Origin of the sequence: Paraburkholderia sp. 40 (genome assembly GCF_050434105.1) — a bacterium.
GTDB classification, from domain to species: Bacteria; Pseudomonadota; Gammaproteobacteria; order Burkholderiales; family Burkholderiaceae; genus Paraburkholderia; species Paraburkholderia tuberum.
The window spans coordinates 698,760-722,697 of the sequence record NZ_JBNPVY010000004.1 but is presented as its reverse complement, the minus strand read 5'-3'; the positions used below and the strand labels follow the sequence as shown (position 1 = coordinate 722,697).

General features: G+C 65.9%; 23 protein-coding genes. 6 read left to right on the top strand and 17 right to left on the bottom strand.

The window, feature by feature from the left end; genetic code table 11:
* Positions 1-111 precede the first annotated feature (111 nt).
* From otsA to mltG, 9 genes are all read right to left on the bottom strand, one after another.
* A complete protein-coding gene (gene otsA / locus OKW28_RS25060; protein ID WP_429449771.1) occupies positions 112-1,524 on the bottom strand; it encodes an alpha,alpha-trehalose-phosphate synthase (UDP-forming) in 1,413 nt (470 codons plus the stop codon).
* A gap of 186 nt (positions 1,525-1,710) precedes the next feature.
* Positions 1,711-2,934, bottom strand: a complete 1,224-nt coding sequence (locus tag OKW28_RS25055) for a mechanosensitive ion channel family protein (protein WP_429449769.1) — start codon at positions 2,932-2,934, stop codon at positions 1,711-1,713.
* A gap of 119 nt (positions 2,935-3,053) precedes the next feature.
* A complete protein-coding gene (locus OKW28_RS25050; protein WP_090804794.1) occupies positions 3,054-3,410 on the bottom strand; it encodes a Rap1a/Tai family immunity protein in 357 nt (118 codons plus the stop codon).
* A gap of 213 nt (positions 3,411-3,623) precedes the next feature.
* Positions 3,624-4,355, bottom strand: a complete 732-nt coding sequence (locus tag OKW28_RS25045; protein WP_429449767.1) for an ankyrin repeat domain-containing protein — start codon at positions 4,353-4,355, stop codon at positions 3,624-3,626.
* A gap of 52 nt (positions 4,356-4,407) precedes the next feature.
* Complete coding sequence (locus OKW28_RS25040) at positions 4,408-5,199, bottom strand: TatD family hydrolase (RefSeq protein WP_429449765.1); 792 nt, start codon at positions 5,197-5,199, stop codon at positions 4,408-4,410.
* Positions 5,200-5,305: 106 nt separating this feature from the next.
* Positions 5,306-5,821 carry an N-acetyltransferase family protein gene (locus OKW28_RS25035; RefSeq protein WP_429449764.1) on the bottom strand — a complete coding sequence of 172 codons (516 nt, stop codon included), beginning with the start codon at positions 5,819-5,821 and terminating at the stop codon, positions 5,306-5,308.
* Positions 5,822-5,870: 49 nt separating this feature from the next.
* A complete protein-coding gene (locus OKW28_RS25030) occupies positions 5,871-6,914 on the bottom strand; it encodes a DNA polymerase III subunit delta' (RefSeq protein WP_429449763.1) in 1,044 nt (347 codons plus the stop codon).
* 95 nt (positions 6,915-7,009) lie between these two features.
* Entirely contained in the window at positions 7,010-7,630 is a 621-nt protein-coding gene (gene tmk / locus OKW28_RS25025; protein WP_429449761.1) for a dTMP kinase, read from the bottom strand.
* On the bottom strand, positions 7,630-8,640 hold the full coding sequence (mltG, locus tag OKW28_RS25020; protein WP_429449760.1) for an endolytic transglycosylase MltG: 1,011 nt from the start codon (positions 8,638-8,640) through the stop codon (positions 7,630-7,632). The genes tmk and mltG overlap by 1 nt, the downstream gene beginning before the upstream one ends.
* Positions 8,641-9,326: 686 nt before the next feature.
* On the opposite strand from mltG, the gene OKW28_RS25015 reads away from it, so the two are divergent.
* The 4 genes from OKW28_RS25015 (at position 9,327) to OKW28_RS25000 (ending at position 12,282) form a co-directional block, all read left to right on the top strand.
* On the top strand, positions 9,327-9,593 hold the full coding sequence (locus OKW28_RS25015) for a hypothetical protein (protein WP_429449758.1): 267 nt from the start codon (positions 9,327-9,329) through the stop codon (positions 9,591-9,593).
* Position 9,594: 1 nt separating this feature from the next.
* Positions 9,595-9,891: a hypothetical protein gene (locus OKW28_RS25010; RefSeq protein WP_429449756.1), complete on the top strand. Its 297-nt coding sequence runs from the start codon at positions 9,595-9,597 to the stop codon at positions 9,889-9,891.
* Between the two features lie 311 nt (positions 9,892-10,202).
* A complete protein-coding gene (locus OKW28_RS25005; RefSeq protein WP_429449754.1) occupies positions 10,203-11,270 on the top strand; it encodes a YgfZ/GcvT domain-containing protein in 1,068 nt (355 codons plus the stop codon).
* Positions 11,271-11,415: 145 nt separating this feature from the next.
* Positions 11,416-12,282, top strand: coding sequence for an NRDE family protein (locus OKW28_RS25000; protein ID WP_429449753.1), 867 nt, complete (start codon positions 11,416-11,418; stop codon positions 12,280-12,282).
* Between the two features lie 65 nt (positions 12,283-12,347).
* On the opposite strand, the gene OKW28_RS24995 is transcribed toward OKW28_RS25000, so the two are convergent.
* From OKW28_RS24995 to OKW28_RS24975, 5 genes are all read right to left on the bottom strand, one after another.
* Positions 12,348-13,307: an alpha/beta hydrolase gene (locus OKW28_RS24995; RefSeq protein ID WP_429449751.1), complete on the bottom strand. Its 960-nt coding sequence runs from the start codon at positions 13,305-13,307 to the stop codon at positions 12,348-12,350.
* A 92-nt stretch (positions 13,308-13,399) separates the two neighbouring features.
* Positions 13,400-14,281, bottom strand: coding sequence for an SDR family oxidoreductase (locus tag OKW28_RS24990; protein WP_429449750.1), 882 nt, complete (start codon positions 14,279-14,281; stop codon positions 13,400-13,402).
* Positions 14,282-14,333: 52 nt separating this feature from the next.
* Positions 14,334-15,332, bottom strand: a complete 999-nt coding sequence (locus OKW28_RS24985; protein WP_429449748.1) for an NADP-dependent oxidoreductase — start codon at positions 15,330-15,332, stop codon at positions 14,334-14,336.
* Positions 15,333-15,360: 28 nt separating this feature from the next.
* Positions 15,361-15,846 (bottom strand): PaaI family thioesterase, encoded by a 486-nt coding sequence (locus tag OKW28_RS24980; protein WP_026225390.1) that lies wholly within the window; start codon positions 15,844-15,846, stop codon positions 15,361-15,363.
* A 64-nt stretch (positions 15,847-15,910) separates the two neighbouring features.
* Positions 15,911-17,416: a PLP-dependent aminotransferase family protein gene (locus tag OKW28_RS24975; protein ID WP_429449746.1), complete on the bottom strand. Its 1,506-nt coding sequence runs from the start codon at positions 17,414-17,416 to the stop codon at positions 15,911-15,913.
* Positions 17,417-17,594: 178 nt separating this feature from the next.
* On the opposite strand from OKW28_RS24975, the gene OKW28_RS24970 reads away from it, so the two are divergent.
* Positions 17,595-17,987 (top strand): hypothetical protein, encoded by a 393-nt coding sequence (locus tag OKW28_RS24970; RefSeq protein ID WP_429449744.1) that lies wholly within the window; start codon positions 17,595-17,597, stop codon positions 17,985-17,987.
* Positions 17,988-18,056: 69 nt separating this feature from the next.
* Positions 18,057-18,566 carry an LEA type 2 family protein gene (locus OKW28_RS24965; RefSeq protein ID WP_429449743.1) on the top strand — a complete coding sequence of 170 codons (510 nt, stop codon included), beginning with the start codon at positions 18,057-18,059 and terminating at the stop codon, positions 18,564-18,566.
* A gap of 20 nt (positions 18,567-18,586) precedes the next feature.
* On the opposite strand, the gene OKW28_RS24960 is transcribed toward OKW28_RS24965, so the two are convergent.
* From OKW28_RS24960 to OKW28_RS24950, 3 genes are all read right to left on the bottom strand, one after another.
* Positions 18,587-19,765, bottom strand: a complete 1,179-nt coding sequence (locus OKW28_RS24960; RefSeq protein ID WP_429449742.1) for an acetyl-CoA C-acyltransferase — start codon at positions 19,763-19,765, stop codon at positions 18,587-18,589.
* A gap of 147 nt (positions 19,766-19,912) precedes the next feature.
* Positions 19,913-22,003, bottom strand: coding sequence for a 3-hydroxyacyl-CoA dehydrogenase NAD-binding domain-containing protein (locus OKW28_RS24955; RefSeq protein ID WP_429449740.1), 2,091 nt, complete (start codon positions 22,001-22,003; stop codon positions 19,913-19,915).
* A 196-nt stretch (positions 22,004-22,199) separates the two neighbouring features.
* Entirely contained in the window at positions 22,200-23,843 is a 1,644-nt protein-coding gene (locus tag OKW28_RS24950; RefSeq protein ID WP_429449738.1) for a 3-(methylthio)propionyl-CoA ligase, read from the bottom strand.
* Between the last annotated feature and the right edge of the window lie 95 nt (positions 23,844-23,938).

Sequence of the window (23,938 nt, the reverse complement as noted above, 5' to 3'; positions counted from 1 at the left end):
GTCGAAAAGCCGCTGGTCTTGCAATTGCTCGGTGCTGTTACAAGCGGCTTACATCCGGTGACACGCGGCCACGCGCCGGGTTTGCGCGGGCTCTGGGCCGTCGCCGCGCCGTCATTTGTGGCCGCCGCCCTCGCCCGACCCGCGCACTGGCATGCTGCGCAAATCCCTGAGGAAGCTGTCGCGCCACACTCCGAGATCGTTCTTACGCAGCGCGGCCATGTTGATCTCGTGACGCCGCTGGCGCGCGTCGAGCGGCATTTGCAGCGCACGTTGCAAGGCCTCGCACATGCCGATCGCATCGTGCGGATTGACGAGCAGCGCGCCAGAGAGCTCGGCGGCCGCGCCCGCGAAAATCGACAGCACGAGCACGCCGGGATCGTCGGGATTCTGCGCGGCCACGTACTCCTTCGCGACGAGGTTCATGCCGTCGTGCAGCGGCGTGACGAAGCCGATCTGCGACTCCCGAAACAGCGACATCAGCTTCCAGCGGTCGTACTGCTGGTTCAGATAGCGGATCGGCGTGTAGTCGAGCCCCGAGTAGCGGCCGTTGATGCGCCCTGCCTCGTATTCGAGATCCTGGCGGATCTTCTGATAGGTCGCGACGTCCGAGCGCGTAGGCGGCGCGATCTGCACGAGCGTGACGTTGCCGCGCCATTCGGGCGAGCGTTCGAGCAGCAACTCGAACGCGCGAAAGCGCTCGACCAGTCCCTTCGAATAGTCGAGCCGGTCGACGCTCATGATCAGCTTGCGCCCCTCGAGGCTTTGCTTCAGCTCGAGCACGTGCTGGCGGCTTTCGTAGCGCTTGGCCTGCTCGGCGATTTCGTCGGGGAACACGCCGATCCGGTAGACGCCGGTGCGCAGCTTGCGCCCGAACGCCTCGACGATGCCGTCCGCGCTCACCGTGCCGCGCGCGTGACGCGTCACGTAGTCGTGGAATGCCTGCTGGTCGGTGGCGGTCTGGAAGCCGAGCAGGTCGTAGCACGACATCGACTTCACCAGTTCCTCGTGCGGCGGAATGTTGAGCAGGATCTGCGGCGCGGGAAACGGAATATGCAGGAAGAAACCGATGCGGTTCGTCACGCCCTCGCTGCGCAGCGCCTCGGCAAACGGGATCAGATGGTAGTCGTGAATCCAGATGATATCGTCGGGTTCGAGCAGCTTGACCAGCTTGTGCGCGAGCCATGCGTTGACGCGCCGGTAGCCCGCGTACTCCTCGCGCTCGTAGCGCGCGAGGTCGTTGCGGTAGTGGAATACCGGCCACAGCGTCGCGTTCGAGAAGCCGCGGTAGTACTGGTCGTAGTCCTTGCGCGTGAGGCCGACGGTTGCGAAGGTCACCGCGCCGTCCTGCTCGAGCATCGGCCCCGCGTTGGCGACCGTTTCGCTGACTACGTCGCCGCTCCAGCCGAACCAGACGCCGCCTGCATCCTTCAGCGCGCCGAATACGCCGACCGCGAGTCCACCCGCCGATCCCTTGGTCTCCGTCGGCGTCGCGACGCGATTCGACACGACGATCAATCGGCCCATAGTGCATGTCCTCCGTCATTCTTGCGATGCGCCGCGACGCCTGAGCAGGCGTGGCGCGCCCTTTAGCAGCAATCGGCGTGCCCGCGCATCGCCGGGCTTGCCGAGGACGGTCGCCGCACGCCGCTCGCGATACCCAACTCGCGATTTGCCACACGCCACGCGCGATTCGCGATCCGCAACGCCCGGCTAAGCCTGCTCCTTCGCCTTCTGCGCGACCTCGCCCGCGCCAGTGCGGCCGACGCGGCTCGCCACCGGATCGGCTTCGGTATGGGCGGCGGTGCTGCCGGCTGGCGCCTGCCGGCTGCGCGGCAGCCAGTCGCTCGGGCCAGCGCCGCTGGTCTCCAGCTCCGCCGACACCTCGGCACGCGCGCGCGGCAGGTATTCCGGGTAATGCCGATGAACGAAATCGAGCAGCCCTTCGCGCACGCGGCAGCGCAGATCCCACGCAAGGCCGGAATCGGGCGCGCTGACCAGCGCGCGCAACTGCATCGCGCGCTCGGTACAGTCCGTCACCTGCAGCACCTGCACGCGACGGTCCCACTCGGGCGCGTTCTCGACGATGCGCGCAAGCTCCTCGCGCAGCGGCGCGAGCGGCATCCGGTAATCGACGAACAGGAACACGGTGCCGATGATCTGCGAGCTGCTGCGGGTCCAGTTCGAGAACGGATTCTCGATAAACCATTGCAACGGCACGATCAGACGGCGCTGGTCCCACAGCCGAACCGACACGTACGTGCCGGTGATCTCCTCGATGCGCCCCCACTCGTTCTGGATCACGACGACGTCGTCGAGGCGGATCGGTTGCGACAGCGCGATCTGCAAACCGGCGATGAGGTTGCCGAGCACCGGCCGCGCGGCGATACCGGCGACCAGACCGGCGACACCCGCCGACGCCAGCAGGCTCGCGCCGATCTGCCGCACGTTGGGCAAGGTCATCAGCGCACCGCCGACACCGATGATCACGATCACGATCATCACCGAGCGCGCGAGTACGCGCGCCTGCGTATGGATGCGGCGAGCCTGCAGGTTATCGGAGGAATCGAGCGGATGGGCGCGGATGATCGCTTCGCCGATCGCCGCGGCCGAGCGCACCGACAGCCACGTCAGCGCGGCGATCAGCGCGATGCCGGTGATGTCGCGCACCGGTTCGATGAAGTTGAGGGTATCGGGTGCCTCGGACCAGACCCACGCGAACACGAGGAGCACGAGGGCGAACAGCGACGGCTTGTCGATGTAGCGCAGCACGACGCTCGTCAGCGCGTGCGGCCGCGCGAGACGCTTCACGACGCGCGCGCCGAAGCGGTGAATGCCGCTCGCCACGATCGCCACGATGGCCGTCACGATCAGCGTGCCGAGCCACGTATGCAGCGGCGCGGCCGCCACGCGGTAGAAGTCGTCGATAGTAGGCATAACGGGCATCTTCCTCCGGGCTCGATGAGCGGCGGCGCGCCTGCGCGACTACTGACATCCGGAGCGCACGACCGCGCCTGGGCGTTACAACGGGTTCTTCGATGCGCCGCGGTTATCGATCAGCCGCCGCTCTTGCAGGGAAACGCCTTGCCGAGACCCAGCGAAATCGCCGTGCTCGCGTTGTAGCCCGCGGCGTTCGGGTTCTCGGCGATGTACTTGCGCACCGCGTCGGTCAACTGCGCCGAGCGCGCATCCGGCGGCAGGCAGAAGTACTGGCCGACGCGCGGACCGGTGGTGCCGCCGATCGCGTCGATCGTGTTGAAGATGCCGTCGGCCGCGCCTTCGATGTAGGCCGCGCAGGCGCTACGCGAAGCCACGTCCGTCTTGGTGCACAGCTTGTTGAGGTCGCCTCCCGTAAACGCGGCTGCCGAAAGCGGCAAGGCAAGCGCGCCGGCGAAAATCAAAGCCCGCAGCATGGTGTTCCTTTCCAGGGTTGTTTATTCACGCGGTCTTTCTGCCGCGTCCGGACGGCGCGCTACGCGGCGCGCCGAAGTCGTCATTCTGCACTGTTTTACGCGGCGGCAGCAGGCCGACAGCCGCGCGGCTCGGACAAAACGGCTGCAAAGCGGCACGGCATGGCGAGGCGCCTGACGCTTCGCGGGCGCACCGCGCCGCCTGCCGACAAAACGTCATTGCTTCTGCTGCTGCGTCTGCTGCATGCGCGCCGTGAGCCCTTCGACGACGTCCGGCTCCTTGTAGGTCTTGGCGAAATCGAGCGCGGTCATGCCGATCTGGTTTTTCACCGACAGGTCCGCGCCGTTGTCCAGCAGCAGCTTGACGGTGGAAACGTGGCCGCCGCGCGCGGCCATCATCAGCGGCGTGGTGCCGTTCGGCGAGCCCGCGTCGACGTAGGCCGAGTGGTCGAGCAGCACCTTGACGATGTCGTCGTGGCCGTTCGCGGCCGCGTAGTGCAGGGGCGCCCAGCCCTTCTTGTTGACCTCGGCGTCCTTCGCGATCAGCAGATTCACGAAGTTCAGGTCGCCGACCAGCGACGCCATCATCAGCGCGTTTTCGCCGGCCTTGTCCTGAATCTCGATATCGGTCTTTGGATTCGCAAGCAACGCGGCCGCGACCTTGTCGGACTTCTCGCGCGCGGCGAGCACGAGCAGCGGGATGCCCTGATTGTCGACGCTGTTCGGGTCCATGCCCTTCGCGAGCAGCTTGTTGACGCCGTCGACGTCGTCGAACTTGACCGACTTGATCAGCGAGTCGATCGGCGCCGCATGCGCGGGCACCGCGACGAGCGCCGCGCACGCGAGCGCGGCGGCGCACGCGAGACGGCGCGCCGGCGCGAGAGCCCGGGCGGCCGAGCCGGCGGACAGCGGTTGGAAATCAGCGGACGACGTCGAAATATTTTTCATATGGTACTTTAGGAAAACTTCCTATCCCTTTGATCTTACGTGGCTTTTTTGATCAGATTCCGGCCGGCGCGGCGAGTCCGAATAGTCTGAAAAAGTTTTGCGTGGTGGCGGCGGCCAGCGCCTCGTCCGGCATCTCGCGTTGCTGCGCGATGAAGCGTCCGACATAACTGACGTACGCAGGTTCATTCGGTTTGCCGCGATACGGCACCGGCGCCAGGTACGGCGAGTCGGTTTCGATCAGCAGACGGTCGAGCGGCACGCGGCGCGCGACGTCCTGCACATCGGTCGCGCTCTTGAACGTGACGATGCCCGACAGCGAAATGTAAAAATTCTGCGCGAGCGCCTGCTCGGCGATGGCCCACGGTTCGGTGAAGCAATGCATGACGCCGCCCGGCACGCCGGCGCGCTCCTCGGCCATGATGCGCAACGTATCTTCCGACGACGAGCGGGTGTGGATGATCAACGGCTTGCTGGTCGCGTGCGCGGCGCGGATGTGCGTGCGAAAGCGCTCGCGCTGCCACTCCATGTCGGCGATCGAGCGGCCTTCGAGGCGGTAGTAATCGAGCCCGGTTTCGCCGATCGCGACGACCTTCGGGTGCCCGGCCAGTTCAACCAGCTCGGCTACGCTCGGCTCGCGCATGTGCTCGTGATCGGGATGCACGCCGACCGACGCGTACACGTTGTCATAGCGGCTGGCGATGTCCAGTACCGACGGCAGCGTTTCAAAATCCACCGACACGCACAACGCGTGCGAGACCGAATGGCTGCGCATGTTTTCGAGCACTTGAGGCAGACGGTCCGCGAGTCCTTCGAAATTGATATGGCAGTGTGAATCGACAAACATGGTCAGGTCCTGCGAAAAAGGGGCTTGCAGCCGGGCGATGGCGTGGCCGGGGCCGCTTGGGACAGCTCAGGTGGCGCTGCTTACGCAGCGTGCTCAACCGGCGTGCTCAACCGGCGTGCGCAAGACGCTTGCCAAGAATCACCAGATCGCGCTCGACACCATCCAGCACCGCGACGCGCGGTAGCGTGCCCCATGCATCGAAGCCGAAGCCGCGGAACAGCCGCACGCTCGCTTCATTGTGACCGAACACGAAGCCGAGCACCGTATCGATGCCTAGACCCGGTGCCGCGTCGAGCGACGCCGCCAGCAGTTGCTTGCCGAGTCCCTGGCCGCGCGCGCGCTCGTCGAGATAGATGCTGACTTCGGCGGTGCGCCGATAAGCCGGCCGGCCATAAAAATCGGAAAAGCTGAGCCACGCGATCACGCGGCCCGCCTGCTTCGGATCTTCGACCACCCACAGCGGCCGCTTCTGCGGGCTGTGCGCATGAAACCACCCATGCCGGCTCTCGACGCTGACCGGCTCGAGGTCCGCGGTGACCTGGCGCGACGGGATCGTCGAATTGTAGATGGCGACGATCGCGGGCAGATCGTCGAGCGTGGCGTCGCGGTAGGAAAGGCTCATGGCGGGTTGGCTTGAATGAAAAAAGACGGAAGGCTGTCCGGCTGCGGGCTCACGCAAACAGCGCGCGATAGCCGATGAACAGTTCCTCGAACACGAGCCGCGCGTTCAACGGATGGTTCTCGACCGCGCGCTGGCGCGTGACGGTGCGCAGAAAACGCGCGAATGCATTGGCGTCGGCCTGGGTGGCGCAGCGGGTGAGCGCGGCTGACGCCTGCGGGAAATAGCGCGGCGCGCCGGCGGTGCGCTGCGCGAGCAGATCGTACATCCAGCGCTGCAGCCAGCCGAGCACGAGCGGCACTGGGAGCTTCTGCAGCGCCTCGCCACACGCGAATGCGTCGCACCCGGCGCCGGCCGCGAGCTGCTTGAGCGTCCAGTCGCGCAGCGGACGGTTTTCGTCGCTGGCGAGCGCGAGCGCGGCGAGCGGCGCGCCACCCGCTTCGGCGAGCAGCGCGCGGGCGTCGTCGACGCCTTGCGCGGCCAGCCACTGCGCGGCGGTGTCCGGCGCGGGCACGCTCATCGGCCACTGACGGCAGCGGCTAATGATGGTCGGCAGCAAACGGTCGACGCGCGCCGACACCATCAGGAACACGACGCCCGCGGGCGGCTCTTCCAGCGTCTTCAGCAACGCGTTGGCGGCCGCGACGTTGAGCGCCTCGGCCGGATACAGCACGACGACGCGCGCGCCGCCGCGATGCGAACCGACGCCGACGAAGTCGAGCAGACCGCGGATCTGCTCGATCTTGATTTCCTTGCTCGGCGTGCGGGTCTTCTTGCCTTCGTCGCCATCGGCTTTTTCGGCCTTGTCGTCGGCGCCGTTCGCGGCGTTCGCGAGGCCGGCTTCGGCGGCGAGTGCCTCCGGCACGACGATGCGGTAGTCGGGATGATTGCCCTGCGCGAACCAGTTGCAGGCCACGCACGCGCCGCACGGCTCGCCGTTCGGTTGCCGCGCCTCGCACAGCAGACCCTGCGCGAGGTGCTGCGCGAAACGCAGCTTGCCGATCCCCGCCTGGCCGTGCAGCAACAATGCGTGCGGCCAGTGGCCGTGCAGCTGCTGCAGGCGATTCCAGTCATCGGCTTGCCACGGATAGATCATCGTTTGTCTTTTTGAATCAATCGGTTGTAGGCGCTACTTCAGATGTCGAGTGAACTTCGCACGAGATTATAAGAAGCGGTTATATCTATTTCGAATCAGAGGGTTGCAATCAACTCCTCAAGCTGCTTCTGAATTCGAACGATGCTCTGCGAAGAGTCGATGATAGCGAATCGATATGGCGCTTCTTCGGCGCGGCGCATGTATTCGGCGCGCGTGCGCTCGAAAAACGCCGCCGACTCGCTCTCGAAACGATCCGGATTGCGCGCCGCGCTGCGCCGCTCGTTGGCGACGGCGGGCGGCAAATCGAACAGCACGGTCAAATCCGGCTGGAAACCGCCCTGCACCCAGCGCTCGAGCGTCTCCAGCTTGTCGCGCGGCAAGCCGCGGCCGCCGCCCTGGTAGGCGAAAGTGGCATCGGTAAAACGGTCGGACAGCACCCAATCGCCGCGCGCGAGCGCCGGCTCGATCACCTCGGCCAGATGCTGACGGCGCAGCGCGAACATCAACAGCGCTTCGGTTTCGAGATCCATCTTCTGATGCAGCACGATATCGCGGATCTGCTCACCGAGCGGCGTGCCGCCCGGCTCGCGTGTCATCACGACCGAGCGGCCGCTCGGCGCGAGCTTCGCCTCGAGCCGTTCGCGGAACCAGCCCAGATGGGTGGTCTTGCCCGCGCCGTCGATGCCTTCAAACGTAATGAATTTGCCGCGCGCCATCATTGCCCTCGAATGTATTTGTCCACGGCCTTGTTGTGTTCGCCGAGGGTGTCAGAAAAGATGCTGCTGCCGTCGCCGCGCGACACGAAGTACAGCGCGTTGCTTTGCGCCGGGTTCATCGCCGCCTGCAGCGACGCGACGCTCGGCAGCGAGATCGGCGTCGGCGGTAGGCCCATCCGCGTGTAGGTATTGTATGGAGTGTCGGTCTGCAGGTCTTTCTTTCTGATGTGGCCGGCGTAGCTGTCGCCCATTCCGTAGATCACGGTCGGGTCGGTCTGTAGCGGCATGCCGGCGCGCAGACGGTTGGCGAACACCGCGGCGACGAGCGCCCGGTCGGACGCCTTGCCGGTTTCCTTTTCGACGATCGACGCCATCGTCAGCGCGTCGTACGGGGACTTATACGGCAGGTTCGGCGCGCGCGAGAGCCACGCCTCGTCGAGACGCACGCGCATCAGACGGTAAGCGCGGCGATAGATGTCGAGGTCGCTGGTGCCCTTGTCGAACAGGTAGGTATCCGGGAAAAACAGCCCTTCGCCGTTGCCGATCGACGCCTCGGGCGCGCCGATTGCGCTCATCAGATCGGTGTCGCTCATGCCGAGCGTGTCGTGCTTCAGCGCAGGATTGGCGTCGAGTTCAGCGCGCATATGTTTGAAGGTCCAGCCTTCGATGACCGTCGCCACATATTCGTTGACGTCGCCGCGCGCGATTTTCTGCAGCACCTCGTAGGGCGTGATGCCGCTCTTGAACTCGTAATTGCCGGACTTCAGCTCGCTTTGCAGCCCGAGCAACCGCGTCATCGCGATGAACAGCTCGGGCTCGACCGGCACGCCGCCGCGATTGAGCTGCAGCGCGACGCTGCGCAGGCTGCTGTGCGGCTTGACGGTGACGTCGAGTTGCGCCGGGGTCAATTCGAGCGGGCGGGTGGCCCAGTAGTATCCAGCGGCGATGGCCGCCGCGGCCAGCACAACGACGAGCGCGCCGGCGACGAAACATTTCTTCAGAAGGGACACGACAGGAAAGAATTAGCGTTTAGATGGCAACGAACTGATTTTTAACGGGAAAGTCTTGCGTCGGTCAACATTGAGACTGTGCCGTTTTGCAGCCCTTTCGGCCTTTTGCGACCTGTATTGTATAGATGCGGGCACCAGATGGTCACGGCCGGAAACAACAATATGAAATCCGCTGGCGTCGGTCTGATGCTACTCGAATCGTACGCTGTCACAACACAGGTCAGAGTTTCAAAGGTTCGACAATTCCCGACCAAACGCCTTTTCGGCTCCTGCCGCTTTTGACCGTTGTCGACAGTTTCGAACGACGGTTCAGGGGCGACCGCGAAAGACCCGAGCACGAGTTGCGGCAATTGGGAGACTCTACGCCCCGTTCCGCTCTGAGAATTCTTGCGGTCGCCAAAGCGGTACGACAACAACAATAGGGTTCGCATCGGAATTCATTCTTTGGGAACGCATGATCGGGTCCCGGCCATAGGTATGCCGGCTGATTTGACGTTACAGAGGGGGCGCATGGCGATCGACTTCAAGGTCGGAACCCACTGGGGGCTGCATGCTCCACACGCGGCAGGAATATCGCGGCAACGCATTAGCGACGAAGCGCGTGCCGGCCGGAAGCTCATTGCCTCGGCAAGCGCATGGGAGCTCACGCATGACACGCGCCCGCTACCGCCCGCCCCGGCGACGTCTTGCCAGATGGAACCATCGCCACGCCAGTATCGACGCCGCTCGGCGATGCGCGGCCGTTTGAGTACACCGAGGATCCGCAGTTCGGCGATGTGCAGGAACTGGCCGCGCGTGGCGTCAGTGGGATGGATGAGGCTGAGTGTTTCGCGGACTACCATTCAGACATGGAGCAGTGTCAGGTGGCCCGAGCAATGTATCAAGATCCACGCACCTATGCGCTCTGCACACAGCGAGCATTCGATAAATTCCAGGCATGCAGGGGATATTGAGATGACTAAACCGGATCGGGCTAGCGTCATTTTTTATGACGCCGATACTCAGCAGTTAAAGATGTGCACAGTTTCACGGGTTCACGTGCAAGCGGCGATTGATCGAGCGCTGGCAATCACTATCCCACCGGATGCTCCGGAAAATTCAATGTTGCCAGTGACAGACGAAGACGCTCGGAAGCTTGGAGGAATGGCGATTCTGATTCAGGCAATCGCGCATCCCGAATTGCGCGAACGGCTGAAAATCACGACTGAGCAGCCGATGGACTGGGCCCCGGCCAGGCCGCCCACGGAATGACAGTGGCTCGTCCGCCTTACTCAGTGGCCCCGCCGCAGCCACCCCGGCGGCGGCTCGTCTGTGACCGCGGCAGCGGACAGCAGATCCGGCACGTCGGGTGCCCGCCCCATCTTGCGCCGGACCCTCTGGCAGAACACCCCAACATGGTCACAATATGGGCACAGCCGGAGGGTGATAACGTGCAATCCCCTGCTGCGCAAGGCTCTCAGAAAGCCTTCATCCGCCAGGGACTTGCGAAACGCGACAGGGCTGGACTGAATATAATGACTGTTTGCCTTAGCCAAAGTCAGAATTGACTGTTCCCGGAATCCATGAACACACCGCTCGTGAACGCCTCAGGTAACGCTTCCGGTCTCACTCCCGCCGTGGCGGCGCCCGCCGCCCTGCCCATCCTGCCGCGCCCGTCGGCCGAAGAATTCACCGCCGTGCTCGAGCATGGCGCGTACATGCCGCTGTCGCAGTTCGGCGTGATCGACACGACCGGCGACGACGCGGCGAGCTTCCTGCACGCCCAGTTGACCAACGACGTCCAGCATCTCGACGCCGCGAACGCGCGCCTCGCCGGCTACTGCTCGGCCAAGGGCCGGCTGCTCGCGTCGTTCCTCAGCTGGCGCAGCGGCGATACGATCCGCCTGCTGTTATCGAAAGACGTGCAGGCCGCGGTGCAAAAGCGGTTGTCGATGTTCGTGCTGCGCGCAAAGGCCAAGCTCGCCGACGCGAGCGGCGAGTTCGCGGTGGTCGGCCTCGCGGGCGACGTGCGCGGCGCGCTGTCTGGCGTGTTCGACGCGCTGCCCGACGGTGTGCACGTGCAGGTCGACGGCACAGCGGGCACGCTGATCCGCGTGCCCGATGCGTTGGAGCGGCTGCGCTATCTGTGGATCGGCCCGAAAGCGCAGATCGAAGCGCTTCTGCCGTCGCTCGACGGCAGGCTAAAGCGCGTGTCGCCGGCCGTGTGGGACTGGCTCGACATCCGCGCGGGCGAGCCGCGCATCACGCGGCCGGTCGTCGAGCAGTTCGTGCCGCAAATGGTCAACTTCGACGTGCTCGGCGCGGTCAATTTCCGCAAGGGCTGCTATCCGGGTCAGGAAGTGGTCGCGCGCAGCCAGTATCGCGGCACGATCAAGCGGCGCACGTCGCTCGCCAACGTCGCCGGCGAGCTGGACACGGTGCGGCCCGGCAGCGAGCTGTTCCACTCGGACGATCCGGGCCAGCCGTGCGGGATGATCGTCAACGCGGCATCGGCGCAAGGCGGCGGCGTCGATCTGCTGGTCGAGACCAAGCTCACGGCGCTCGACAGCGGCAGCGTACATGTCGGCGCGGCCGACGGCCCCGCGCTGCGCTTCCTGACGCTGCCCTACGGGCTGCCTGCCGAAGTCTGATCGTTGGAGAGGGTAAAAAGCGGCGCAATCGGGCGCCGTTTTTTATTGACTGCTTTATTCTCGTCTGTTTTTTGCCGCTTTCGTTTGCCGCCTGCGTCGCTGCATCAGGCGGCCGCCCCATGCTCTGAACGGGAGATGCTCCCCGATGTGCCTGATCGTTTTCGACTGGCGACCTGATGCGCTCGATGGTCCGCTGTTCACGCTCGCTGCGAATCGCGACGAGTTCTTCCGCCGCACGGCCGAGCCGATCGGCTGGTGGCGCGACGCGCCGGAGGTGCTGGGGGGCCGCGACCTCGTGGGCGGCGGCACGTGGCTCGGGTTGTCGCGCGACGGCCGCTTCGCCGCGCTGACCAATTACCGCGCGCCGGGCGAAATGCGCGCCGATGCGCCGACCCGCGGCACGCTCGTCAGCGACTGGCTCACGAGCGCCGCGCGCGACGCCGACGGCAATCCGCACGAGACGCCGCTCGCGTATCTGCGGCACGTCGAGCAATCCGGCGACATCTACAACGGCTTCAATCTGCTGGTCGGCGACTGGACGCGTCGCGAGCTCGCGTGGTACTGCAATCGCGGCGCCGTCGACGCAAACTGCGGCCCCGCGCTGCTCGCGCCGGGCACGCACGGCATCTCGAACGCGGTGCTCGATACCGCGTGGCCGAAGCTGGTCAAAAAGCGCAGCGAGCTCGGCACGCTGCTCGCGCGCGATCCGATGCCGCCGCTCGAACGCCTGATCGATCTGATGCGCGATCCGCGGCTCGCGCGCGACGACGAATTGCCGTCGACAGGTATTCCGCTCGAACGCGAACGCGTGCTGTCGGCGGCGTTCATCGAATCGCCGGACTATGGCACGCGCAGCACCACCGCGCTGCGCGTCGCCGCCTATGGCGACGTGATCGGCGTCGCGGTCGCCGAGCGCAGCGACGACAACGGCTCGCACCGGATCGTGCGGCCCGGCGATTTCGAGCGCAGCTTCGCGTTCAATGTCGAGCGCGACCGGATGAGCGTGGCGTGATCGTTTGAGCACCGCCTGGCCGGCGCATTCGCCGCCGGCCGCTCATCGCTTCGCGATCACCGCCCTCACCCGATGCCGAATGCCGCGCGCAACGCCGCCGCGGCGTCCGCATGCGCCTGCGCGACTTCGCGCACGAAGCCGCCCATCTTGAAGAACTCATGGATCATGCCGGCGTAGCGTTTGAGCGTGACCGGATTGCCGAGCGCACGGAGTTTCTCCGCATAGGCATCGCCCTCGTCGCTGAGCGGATCGTATTCGGCGGTCGCGATCCACGCGGGCGCGACGCCGCGAAAATCCGGGGCACCGCGCTCGCCGTCGAGCGGCGCGAAACGCCAGTCGTCGCGATCGCCGCTATCTCGCACGTAGTGCTCGAAGAACCACTGGATGGTGTCGCCCGACAGCAGGAAGCCGTCGGCGAGGCGCGAGTGCGAGTCGGTCTGCTGATGGCCGGTCGTGCCCGGATAAATCAGCAATTGCAGCGCGAGTGCGAGGCCGGCGTCGCGCGCGAGCACCGCGCAAACCGTCGCGAGCGTGCCGCCCGCGCTATCGCCGCCCACCGCGAGCCGCGTGCCGTCGATGCCGAATTCGGCCGCGTGCGCGTGCAGCCAGCTGAGTGCGTCGAAGGCATCGTCGACAGCGGTCGGAAACTTGTGCTCGGGCGCGAGCCGGTAATCGACCGACAGCACCGCGCACTGGCCGTCGCGCGCGAACATCCGGCACAGCGCATCGTGCGTATCGACGCTGCCGACCGTGAAGCCGCCGCCGTGGTAGTACACGAACGCCGGCAGCGGCTCGGCCCAGCTCGGCTCGACCGGGAAGTAGAGGCGCGCGCGGATCGTCGCGCCGTCGCGCGTCGGCACGCGCAGATCTTCGACGGAGAACATCGGCGCGCTCGCGATCTCGAGGATCGGCGCGCTTTTCTCGTACGACGCGCGCGCCGCTTGCGCGCTCATCTGGTGATACTGCGGGCGTTTGGCCCGCGCGATCATGTCGAGCACCTGCTCGATCGTGGGATTCAGCGGCATGGTTTTGGCAACGTGGTGCGCGTCGCGCATCGGGCGGCGCGCAGTGCGCCAAGGGTTGACACAAGCCGGCGCACCGGCCGCGCAGCCGGCCGCTACTGCGCGTTCTTCACCTCAGGCTTCAGCGACATCGGATCGGATGGCTCGCGCAACTGCTCGATATCCTCGTGACGCAGCTTCACGGTCGCCATGATGCCCGGATGCGTGATGATATAGAAACGCCGCGCGGCGATCGCCTCGAACGCGATGTCGGCGACATCGTCGGCGGTGAGCTTGCCCGACTGCACCGCGCGCTGCAACTGCTTGCCGGCCGAGATCTGCGAGCGCGTCGGCCGGCCCGCGTTGCGCAACTCGTCGGGACGCGCGCGCTCGGCCTCCGCGATGCCGGTCGGCACGAAGGCGGGACACAGCAGCGAACAGCCGACCTCGCCGCCCGCGCCGGCCTGCGCGAGCTTCAGGTCGTGATACAGCGTCTCGGTCAGCGCCACCACCGCATGCTTCGACGCGTTGTAGATGCCCATTGCCGGCGGCGCCAGCAGCCCCGCCACCGACGCCGTATTGACGATATGCGCGGGCTCCTTCTGCGCGAGCATGATCGGCGCGAACACGCGCACGCCGTGCGCGACACCCATCACGTTGACGCCGAACACCCACGACCAGTCGTTCGCCGAGCTTTCCCACAGGAACCCGCCGGTGCCGACGCCCGCGTTGTTGAACAGCACGTGGACCTTGCCGAACGCGGCGAGCGCCGCCTGCGCGAGCGCCTCGACCTGCGCGGCGTTCGATACGTCGGTCGGCACGCCGATCGCCTCGGCGCCGGTTTCGCGCAATGCGTCGACGGTTTGCGCGAGCTGGTCCGCGTTGACGTCCGCGAGTACGAGCTTCATGCCGAGCGCCGCGCCCTTGTGCGCGAACGCGCGGCCAAAGCCGCTGCCCGCGCCGGTGATCACCGCCACCTTGCCCGCGAATTCGAACATCCTGTGAGTCCCTGGTTGAGTGGCGGCTTGCCGTTGCATGATGACGTCGCGCTCAGATCAGCTTGACCAGTTGCTTGCCGAAGTTACGGCCCTTCAGCAAGCCGATGAATGCCTCGGGCGCGGCTTCGAGCCCTTGCGCGATCGTCTCGCGATAGTGCAGCTTCTTTTGCGCGACGAGCGTGCCGAGCTGCTTGAGCGCCTCGGGCCACACGTCCATGTGTTCGCTGACGATGAAGCCCTGCACGAGCAGCCGCTGCGTCAGCATCAGCGACGGATGCTTGAGCGGCAGCGGCCGGCCGTCATAGCCTGCGATGAAGCCGCACAATGCGATGCGCCCGAACGCGTTCATGCGCGCGAGCGTCGCGTCGAGCCCGTCGCCGCCGACGTTCTCGAAGCAGCCGTCGACACCGTCGGGCGTGACGGCCTTCAGGTCCTGGTACAGGTTACCGGCCTTGTAGTCGACGCACGCGTCGAAGCCGAGCGTCTCGACCACATAGCGGCACTTGTCCGCGCCGCCCGCGATGCCGACCGCGCGCGCGCCCGCCGCCTTCGCGAGCTGACCGACCACGCTGCCCACCGCGCCGCTCGCCGCGCTGACGACCACCGTCTCGCCGGCCTTCGGCGCGATGATCCGGTTCAGCCCGTACCATGCGGTGACGCCCGGCATGCCGACCGGCCCGAGATACGCCGACAGCGGCACATGCGTGTCGTCGACCTTCTGCATGCCCGTGCCATTCGAGGTGCCGTACTCCTGCCAGCCGAACATCGCGACGACCTTGTCGCCGACCGCGAACTTCGGATTCCTCGTCTCGACGACCTCGCCGACCGTGCCGCCGATCATCACTTCGTTCAGCGGCTGCGGCGCCGCGTATGACTTAGTGTCGTTCATGCGTCCGCGCATATACGGATCGAGCGACAGATAGTGGTTGCGCACCCGTACTTCGCCGTCGGCGAGCGGCGCGAGCGGCGTTTCGACGAGCTTGAAGTTATCGGGCGTGGCTTCGCCTTGGGGGCGCGAAACCAGCAGCAATTGGCGATTGATCTGGGTCATGCGGTCGTCTCCTTGGGTTGTTGGGTGCTCAGTCGCTCGGACCGGGCTTCGCCGCCGGGTCGCTGCGCAGACGCTGCCGCGTGACGTCGCGGCCCACCGCGAGGCGGCGCATGTATTTGAAGGTGCCGAGCGCTTTCGCGACGAAGTGGCCTTCGCTGTCGCGGATCTCGCCTTCGCAATAGGCCATCGTCGTCGAGCGATGCAGCACGCGGCCGGTCGCGCGCAACTCGCCGCGTCCCGGCTGCATGAAGTTGACCTTCATCTCGACGGTGACGACGCCGACGCCGTCGCCTGCGAGACTGCGCGCGGCCATCGCGAGCGCGACGTCGGCGAGCGTCATCGTGACGCCGCCATGCGCGACGTCCCACGTGTTCATATGATCGCGTTGCAACGGCAGCACGACTTCGCTGACGCCGTCGGCGGCCGACAACAACTGTGCGCCGAGACGGTCGATGAAGGGACTTTCGGGCAACGATGCATGGCCCGTTCTGGATGAGGTGGATGGATCGGTCATGGCTCAGATATCAGATTTCGTAGCCGACGGCGCGTGTCGAGCCTACGGCGGGAAATGATACCCGCTATCGCGTTGGGGCATGAGCTGCCATCCGTGCCGCGAGGCGCCCTAGTCTGCGCACCGCTTCGTCGGTCAGATCCAGATCCGCACTCGGACAGCTGAGCCGAATGAAGTGATCGAAACGCCCGGCGTTCGAAAATACCGTGCCCGGCATGATGCGAATACCGTCATGCAACGCGGCGTCGAATAAAGCCGACGACGATACGTGACGCGGCAATTCGATCCAGAAAAACATCCCGCCGCGCGGCGGCGTGAACCGCGTGCCGTCGGGAAACGATGCCGCCACCGCCGCGGCCATCCGCTCGCGCCGCAGCTGCAAGCTCTCGCGCAAACGCCGCAAATGGCGCTCGTACGCGCTCGTCTCCAGGAACCCGGCGAGCACGACTTGCGACAACTGCTCGTTGTGGCGCGACTGCGCGAACTTCAGCATACCGATGCGCGGATGCCACCGGCCACCGTTGATCCAGCCGACGCGCATGCCAGGCGCCAGCGTCTTGTTGAACGATGTGCAATGGATCACGGTGCCATCGGTGTCCCAGGCTTTCAGCGAGCGGGGCGGCGGCGCGGCATCGACGAGCTCGCGGTAGGGATCGTCCTCGATCAGCGCGATGCCGGCGCGCGCGCACAGTTCGACGAGGCTCGCCTTGTGCGCGTCGGGCATCACGCTGCCGAGCGGGTTTTGCAGATTCGGCACCACCACGACCGCCTTGATGTCGGGATGCGTGTGCAGCGCGAACGCCAGCGCCTCGATCGCGAGGCCGGTGCTCGGGCTGGTCGGAATTTCGAGTGCGCGCAGACCGAGACTTTCGAGCGCCTGCAGCAAACCGAAGAAGCACGGCGATTCGACCGCGACCGTGTCGCCCGGCTGCGTCACCGCGCGCAACGCGAGGTTCATCGCTTCGACGCCGCCGTGCGTCATGATGATGTCGTCCGCGCCGATCTGGCTGCCGGCCTCGAGCGCGCGCCGGGCGATGATCGCGCGCAACGCCGGATCACCCTGATCGGGCCCGACGGCGGTCAGCAAGGTGGGCCGCCGGCGCAACGCGCGCACCGCGGCCTTTTGCAACGCATCGGTCGGATAGAGATCGGGCGACGCGGTCGCGCCGCCGAGATTCAGCGCGTGCGGATAGCGCTGAAATTTCGACACGAGCGCCGAAATCTCCGAGTGAATGCCGACGAACTGCGCGGCGGCGCCGGGCTGCATCGCGAGATCGGGCTCGGCGGCGCAGGGCAACGCAGCCGTCGGCGGCACGCGCACGAAATAGCCGGCGCGCGGCCGGGCGTCGATCAGCGCGGCGCGTTCCAGTTCGCGATAGCTCTCGGTCGCCGTCGCGAGGCTCACGCCGTGGCGCTGCATGAACGCGCGCATCGACGGCATGCGGTCGCCCGGGCGCAGCACGCCGTTGCCGATCGCGCGGCGGTATTGGTCGGCCAGTTGCCGGTAAAGCGGCTGGCGCTCGGCCGGCCGGTCCGTCGAGGGACCGTGCGGTGTGAAGAGGGATTCGCTCATGAACCGATGGTGCGGATAGTCCGCGCGCCGCGACAGATACACATCGACGTGATTCGGACCGATACAGCGTGACGAAACGCACCACTGTACCGGTTCAGATTGTCGACAGCTGCGCCTGTTTTCATCCGGACGGATTCCCTAAGCTGTGTGACACGAAGACGGTTTAAAGGAATCGGTCATGCCTGTGCGTCCATACCACGATCGCTTGTTACCCGGTGCAGAAGTGGATTGCACCGCGGCGTCGCATCTTGCCGCCGGTCAGATGACCCTGCACGACTTGCGCGCCCGCAGTTCGATCATCGCGGTCGAAGGTGCATTGCAACTCGTCTTCCGCGATCATTCGCTGGCCTGGCTTGGCAACGACGCCCCGCTCACGTCGCTCACGTTGCACGAAGGCGAGCGGTTTGCGACCTCGCAACGTGGCGTCGTGTCGATCCGCGCGACGCGGGCCGATCGCGCCGCGTTCATCGTGCTGCCTGCACACGCTGAACACAGCGCACGCGGTTTCGTTCTGCAAGCCGCTCGGCGTCTCGCTTGCGTCGTGCGCACACGGTGGCGGCGCGCCGCCTGAAACGTCGCTGCGCGCGCCACGTGGCCCGTTACAATGCATGACCAACCCGCTTCGTTCGAGGTGCAGGTCATGTCATTCTTTCGCGCGCTGCAGCCGGGCCTGGTCCCACGGGTGTGGCGCCTGTTCGCCGCCGTCGTCGCTGTCACGCTGACACTCGCTGGCTGCGCGGGCCTGTTCGGCGCCGACCCGTTGCGCGTCAATGTGGCGGGCATCGAGCCGATCGCTGGCCAGGGCATGGAGATGCGCTTCAACGTCAAGCTGCGCGTGCAGAATCCCAACGACTCCGCGGTCAGCTTCAACGGCGTGTCGGTCGATCTCGAGCTGAACGGCAAGCCGTTCGCCAGCGGCGTCAGCGACCAGAGCGGCACCGTGCCGCGCTTCGGTGAAACCGTCGTCACCGTGCCGCTGACCGTGCCGGCTTTCGCCGCGGTTCGTCAAGCCTTTGCGCTAGCCGGCGCCGCGCAGTCGGGACAGGTTCCGTACGTTCTGCGCGGCAAGCTCGCGGGTGGCGTGACCGGTACGACGCGATTCACCGATCAGGGGACGCTGAGCCTGCCGTCGTCGGACACGGGCTCGTAATGACGCCGGCCCACGCCCGCTCAAACCACTTCGAACAAACCCGCCGCGCCCTGCCCGCCGCCGATGCACATCGTCACGACGACGAACTTCACGCCGCGCCGCTTGCCTTCGATCAGCGCATGGCCGACGAGCCGCGCTCCCGACACGCCGTACGGATGGCCCACCGCGATCGCGCCGCCGTTCACGTTCAGGCGGTCGTGCGCAATGCCGAGCTGGTCGGCGCAATAGAGCACCTGCACCGCGAACGCTTCGTTCAGTTCCCACAGGCCGATGTCCTCGACCTTGAGGCCGGCTTTCTTCAACAGCTTCGGCACCGCGAACACCGGCCCGATGCCCATCTCGTCGGGCTCGCAGCCGGCCACCGCGAAACCGCGGAAGATGCCGAGCGGTTGCAGCCCTTCGCGTTCGGCCAGCGTCGCGTTCATCACGACGCAAGCGGATGCGCCGTCCGAGAACTGGCTCGCATTGCCCGCGGTGATCACGCCGCCCGGCTGCGCGGTGCGGATCTTCGACACGCCTTCGAGCGTCGTGTCGGCGCGAATGCCTTCGTCGCTGCTGACGGTCACTTCCTTCGTGTAGAGACGGCCGCTCGCCTTGTCGGCGACGCCGGCGAGCACCGTCAACGGCACGATTTCGTCCTTGAATTTACCGGCTTCCAGCGCGGCCGCCGCGCGTTGCTGCGAGCGCACGCCGTATTCGTCCTGGCGTTCCTTCGAGATCGAGTAGCGCTTCGCAACGTTCTCGGCGGTCTGCAGCATCGACCAGTAGATTTCCGGCTTGTGCTCGGTGAGCCAGCCGTCGGTCATCATGTGGCCGTTCATCTCGTTCTGCACGCACGAGATCGACTCGACGCCACCCGCGACGTACACGTCGCCCTCGCCGGCGGTCACGCGCTGCGACGCGAGCGCGATCGTCTGCAATCCCGACGAGCAGAAACGGTTCACGGTCATGCCCGGCACGCTGACCGGCAAGCCCGCGCGCAATGCGATCTGCCGCGCGATATTGCCGCCCGTCGCGCCTTCCGGATTCGCGCAACCCATGATCACGTCCTCGACGCGCGCCGGATCGAGCTTCGCGCGCTCGACCGCAGCCTGCGTCGCGTGGCCGCCGAGCGTCGCGCCGTGCGTCATGTTGAAACCGCCGCGCCACGATTTGGCGAGACCCGTGCGGGCGGTGGATACGATTACGGCGTCAGTCATGCATGTCTCCAATTGCAGTGTCAAAAGTGGCGCGCCGGCTCACTGCCGTGCGTTCAAATGCGCATCACCGCGCCGCCTCTGTCGTTTGATGCGAGCGATGCGGGGGAAACCCGCACCGCTCAATTCGTGGGCTGAAGCCAGCCGCGCTCAGCCGTTGAACCCGCGACCTTCGGCCGCGAGCTTCGCGATGCTCGGCGCGAGCTTCCACGCGTCGCCGTTCGGCCGCGCCGCATAGCGGCGAATCGCGCGCTCGACGTTGTAGAGCCCGACCGTGTCCGCGTACAGCATCGGGCCGCCGCGATAGAGCGGGAAGCCATAGCCGGTCAGATAGACCATGTCGATATCCGACGCCTTCGACGCGATGCCTTCCTCGAGAATCTTCGCGCCTTCGTTGACTAGCGCGAACACCAGACGCTCGACGATTTCCTCGTCGCTGATCTTGCGGCGCTCAGAGTTGGTTTCCTTCGAGTACTCACCGATCATTTCGTTGACCACGCCCGAAGGGTATGCGGTGCGATCGCCCGCCTTGTAGTCGTACCAGCCGCCGCCGGTCTTCTGGCCGAAGCGGCCCATCTCGCACAGACGGTCGGCGATCTTCGAGTAGTGCATGTCGGGGTGTTCGAGATAGCGGCGCTTGCGGATCGCCCAGCCGATGTCGTTGCCGGCGAGGTCGCTCATGCGGAACGGACCCATCGCGAAGCCGAACTTCTCGATGGCCTTGTCCACCTGCGCTGGCAACGCGCCCTCTTCGAGCATGAAGAGCGCCTGACGAACGTATTGCTCGATCATCCGGTTGCCGATAAAGCCGTCGCACACGCCCGACACCACCGCGGTCTTCCTGATCTTCTTCGCGAGCTTCATCACGCTGGCGAGCACGTCCTTCGCGGTCTCCTTGCCACGCACGACTTCGAGCAGCTTCATCACGTTGGCCGGGCTGAAGAAGTGCATGCCGACCACATCCTGCGGACGTTTCGTGAACGCGGCGATCTTGTCGACGTCGAGCGTCGACGTGTTCGACGCGAGGATCGCACCGGGCTTCGCGACTTCATCGAGCCGGCGGAACACCTGCTCCTTCACGCCCAGCTCTTCAAACACGGCTTCGACGATCATGTCGGCGTGCTTCAGGTCGTCGTAGGAGAGCGTCGAGCTCAGCAGCGCGAGGCGCTGTTCCATCACCTCGGGCTTCAGCTTGCCTTTCGTGACGGTCGCCTCGTAGTTCTTGCGGATCGTCGCGAGACCGCGGTCGAGCGCTTCCTGCTTCGTTTCCAGCAGCGTGACCGGAATGCCCGCGTTCAGGAAGTTCATCGCGATGCCGCCACCCATCGTGCCGGCGCCGATCACGGCCACCCGATCGATGTCGCGCACCGAAGTATCCGACGGCACGTCGGGAATCTTGCTCGCCGCCCGCTCACCGAAGAACGCGTGACGCAGCGCGCGGCTCTCCGGCGTCTGCACGAGCGCGATGAAGCATTCGCGCTCGAATGCGAGGCCCTTGTCGAAGCCGTCCTTCACACCGGCTTCGACCGCGTCGATGCATTTATGCGGCGCCGGGAAGTTCTTCGCGATTGCCGCGACACTATTGCGCGCGAACTGGATGAAACCGGCCGCATTCGGATGTTCGATCTTGCGGTCGCGCACCTTCGGATGCGGGCCGGCCGCGGCGCCGACCTTGCGCGCGAACGCGAGCGCGGCTTCGGCCAGTTCGGCGGGATTCGCGACGACTTCGTCGAACAGCCCCGAATCGGCGAGCTTTTCCGAGAGCACCGGCGCGCCCGACACGATCATGTTCAGCGACGCTTCCAGACCGATAGCGCGCGGCAGACGCTGCGTGCCGCCCGCGCCCGGCAGGATGCCGAGCTTCACTTCGGGCAGCGCGATCTGCGCGCCGGCCGCGGCGACGCGGTAATGCGCGCCGAGGGCAAGTTCGAGGCCGCCGCCCATCGCGACGCTGTGGATCGCCGCGACGACCGGCTTCGCGCTGCCTTCAACGGCCTTGATGACGGTCGCGAGCGTCGGCTCCTGGGTCGCCTTCGGCGTATTGAATTCGGTGATGTCGGCGCCGCCCGAAAAAGCCTTGCCCGCGCCCGTCAGCACGATGACCTTGATGGCCGGATCGTTCTGCGCGCGCTCGAGCCCTTCGACGATACCCACGCGCGTCGACAGACCGAGCCCATTGACGGGCGGATTGTTCAGCGTGAGGACGGCCACGCCGTCATGAGTTATGTAGTCCACTGCCATCTGCGTGCCTCCGTGCGATCCATGCATTGAGGCGGCGCGTGATGCGCCGCCCGTCCGGTTCATCGAGCCTGCTTATGGTCAGACTTTTTCAAGCGACGGTTCCCGGGTCAGCAGGCACGATACACCAAAAACGAACGAACGTTCAATTTATTCCAGAGTGGGGTTTCCCCTGGGACTCGGGGGTCAGCGGACAGCTTCAGCCGTCTTCGAGCGCGGACGGCAGCACGTGGTCGCGGAACAGATCGCGCAGCTTCAGCTTCTGCAGCTTGCCGGTCGCCGTGTGCGGTAGTTGGTCGACGAACACGACGTCGTCGGGGATCCACCACTTCGCGACCTTGCCGTCGTAGTACGCGAGCAGTTCGTCGCGGGTGACGTCTTGCCCCGCGCGTTTGACGACGACGAGCAACGGACGCTCGGTCCACTTCGGATGCGCGCACGCGATGCACGCGGCTTCCGCGACCGCCGGATGCGCGAGCGCGACGTTCTCGACGTCGATCGAGCTGATCCATTCGCCGCCCGACTTGATCACGTCCTTCGAGCGATCGGTGATGTGCAGGAAGCTGTCGGGGTCGATCGTCGCGACGTCGCCGGTCGGGAACCAGCCGTCGATGAGCGGCGAGTCTTCCTTGCGGAAATACCGGTCGATGACCCACGGCCCGCGCACGTGCAGATCGCCGAACGCGACGCCATCCCAAGGCAGCTCGCGTCCATCCTCGCCGACGATCTTCATGTCGACGCCGTAGATCGCATGACCCTGCTTTTCGAGCAGTTTGCGCTGATCGGCGAGCGGCCGCTGGCTCTGCTCCCAGGTCAGCTTCGACAAGGTACCGAGCGGCGACATCTCCGTCATGCCCCATGCATGGATCACCTGCACGCCGTAGTCGTCCTCGAGTATCCGCAGCATCGCGGGCGGACAGGCGGAACCGCCGATCACCGTGCGCTCGAGCGACGAAAACCTCGCGCCCGTTTCGCGCAGGTGGTTCAGCAGACCGAGCCACACGGTCGGCACGCCGGCCGAGCACGTGACGCGTTCGCTCTCCATCAGCTCGTACAGCGACTTGCCGTCGAGATCCTTGCCGGGGAACACGAGCTTCGCGCCGGTCAGCGGCCCCGCGTGCGCGAGGCCCCATGCGTTGACATGGAACATCGGCACGATGGGCAGCACCGAGTCGCGCGCCGACAGGTTCATTGCGTCGGGCAACGCCGCGCCGAACGCGTGCAGCACCGTCGAGCGATGGCTATACAGCGCGCCTTTCGGATTGCCGGTCGTGCCCGACGTATAGCAGAGATACGACGCCTGGCGCTCGTCGAGCGCGGGCCAGTCGAAGCGGCCGTCCTGCCCGTCCATCAGCGTTTCGTAGCACAGCACCGACGTTTGCATCGGCGGCCGATGCGCTTCATCGCATAGCGCGATCCAGCCGCGCACGCGCGGGCACTGCGGCGCGAGCGTGTCGACCAGCGCGGCGAACGTCGTGTCGAACAGCACGTACGCGTCGTCGGCATGATTGACGATGTAGGCGATCTGGTCGGGGAAAAGCCGCGGGTTGATCGTGTGACACACGGCGCCGAACCCGGTGGTGCCGTAATAAGCTTCGAGATGCCGGTAGCCGTTCCACGCGAGCGTCGCGACGCGTTCGCCCGGTTCGACACCGAGCGCGATCAGCGCCTGCGCGAGTTGCTTCGCGCGCTGCTCGCAATCGCGATAGGTGTAGCGATGCAGGTCGCCTTCGATGCGCCGCGACACGATCCCGGTGCTGCCGAAATGCCGCGCGGCATGCGCGAGCAACGATGACACGGTGAGCGGCACGTCCATCATCTGGCCCAGCAGCGGCGTCGTCATAAGGCGGGGTCTCCTCGGCTTGTTAGTGGGTCGATGGGTTGGCGGAAGATCTGGCGGCGTCGAGCGCAGCAGCGTGGTCCGAACGATGAAGGCGG

Coding starts and splice junctions, on each gene's coding strand:
- otsA (WP_429449771.1), bottom strand. CDS start 1,524: ATGGGCCGATTGATCGTCGTGTCGAATCGCGTCGCGACGCCGACGGAG.
- OKW28_RS25055 (WP_429449769.1), bottom strand. CDS start 2,934: ATGCCTACTATCGACGACTTCTACCGCGTGGCGGCCGCGCCGCTGCAT.
- OKW28_RS25050 (WP_090804794.1), bottom strand. CDS start 3,410: ATGCTGCGGGCTTTGATTTTCGCCGGCGCGCTTGCCTTGCCGCTTTCG.
- OKW28_RS25045 (WP_429449767.1), bottom strand. CDS start 4,355: ATGAAAAATATTTCGACGTCGTCCGCTGATTTCCAACCGCTGTCCGCC.
- OKW28_RS25040 (WP_429449765.1), bottom strand. CDS start 5,199: ATGTTTGTCGATTCACACTGCCATATCAATTTCGAAGGACTCGCGGAC.
- OKW28_RS25035 (WP_429449764.1), bottom strand. CDS start 5,821: ATGAGCCTTTCCTACCGCGACGCCACGCTCGACGATCTGCCCGCGATC.
- OKW28_RS25030 (WP_429449763.1), bottom strand. CDS start 6,914: ATGATCTATCCGTGGCAAGCCGATGACTGGAATCGCCTGCAGCAGCTG.
- tmk (WP_429449761.1), bottom strand. CDS start 7,630: ATGGCGCGCGGCAAATTCATTACGTTTGAAGGCATCGACGGCGCGGGC.
- OKW28_RS25010 (WP_429449756.1), top strand. CDS start 9,595: ATGACTAAACCGGATCGGGCTAGCGTCATTTTTTATGACGCCGATACT.
- OKW28_RS25005 (WP_429449754.1), top strand. CDS start 10,203: ATGAACACACCGCTCGTGAACGCCTCAGGTAACGCTTCCGGTCTCACT.
- OKW28_RS25000 (WP_429449753.1), top strand. CDS start 11,416: ATGTGCCTGATCGTTTTCGACTGGCGACCTGATGCGCTCGATGGTCCG.
- OKW28_RS24995 (WP_429449751.1), bottom strand. CDS start 13,307: ATGCCGCTGAATCCCACGATCGAGCAGGTGCTCGACATGATCGCGCGG.
- OKW28_RS24990 (WP_429449750.1), bottom strand. CDS start 14,281: ATGTTCGAATTCGCGGGCAAGGTGGCGGTGATCACCGGCGCGGGCAGC.
- OKW28_RS24985 (WP_429449748.1), bottom strand. CDS start 15,332: ATGACCCAGATCAATCGCCAATTGCTGCTGGTTTCGCGCCCCCAAGGC.
- OKW28_RS24980 (WP_026225390.1), bottom strand. CDS start 15,846: ATGACCGATCCATCCACCTCATCCAGAACGGGCCATGCATCGTTGCCC.
- OKW28_RS24975 (WP_429449746.1), bottom strand. CDS start 17,416: ATGAGCGAATCCCTCTTCACACCGCACGGTCCCTCGACGGACCGGCCG.
- OKW28_RS24970 (WP_429449744.1), top strand. CDS start 17,595: ATGCCTGTGCGTCCATACCACGATCGCTTGTTACCCGGTGCAGAAGTG.
- OKW28_RS24965 (WP_429449743.1), top strand. CDS start 18,057: ATGTCATTCTTTCGCGCGCTGCAGCCGGGCCTGGTCCCACGGGTGTGG.
- OKW28_RS24960 (WP_429449742.1), bottom strand. CDS start 19,765: ATGACTGACGCCGTAATCGTATCCACCGCCCGCACGGGTCTCGCCAAA.
- OKW28_RS24955 (WP_429449740.1), bottom strand. CDS start 22,003: ATGGCAGTGGACTACATAACTCATGACGGCGTGGCCGTCCTCACGCTG.
- OKW28_RS24950 (WP_429449738.1), bottom strand. CDS start 23,843: ATGACGACGCCGCTGCTGGGCCAGATGATGGACGTGCCGCTCACCGTG.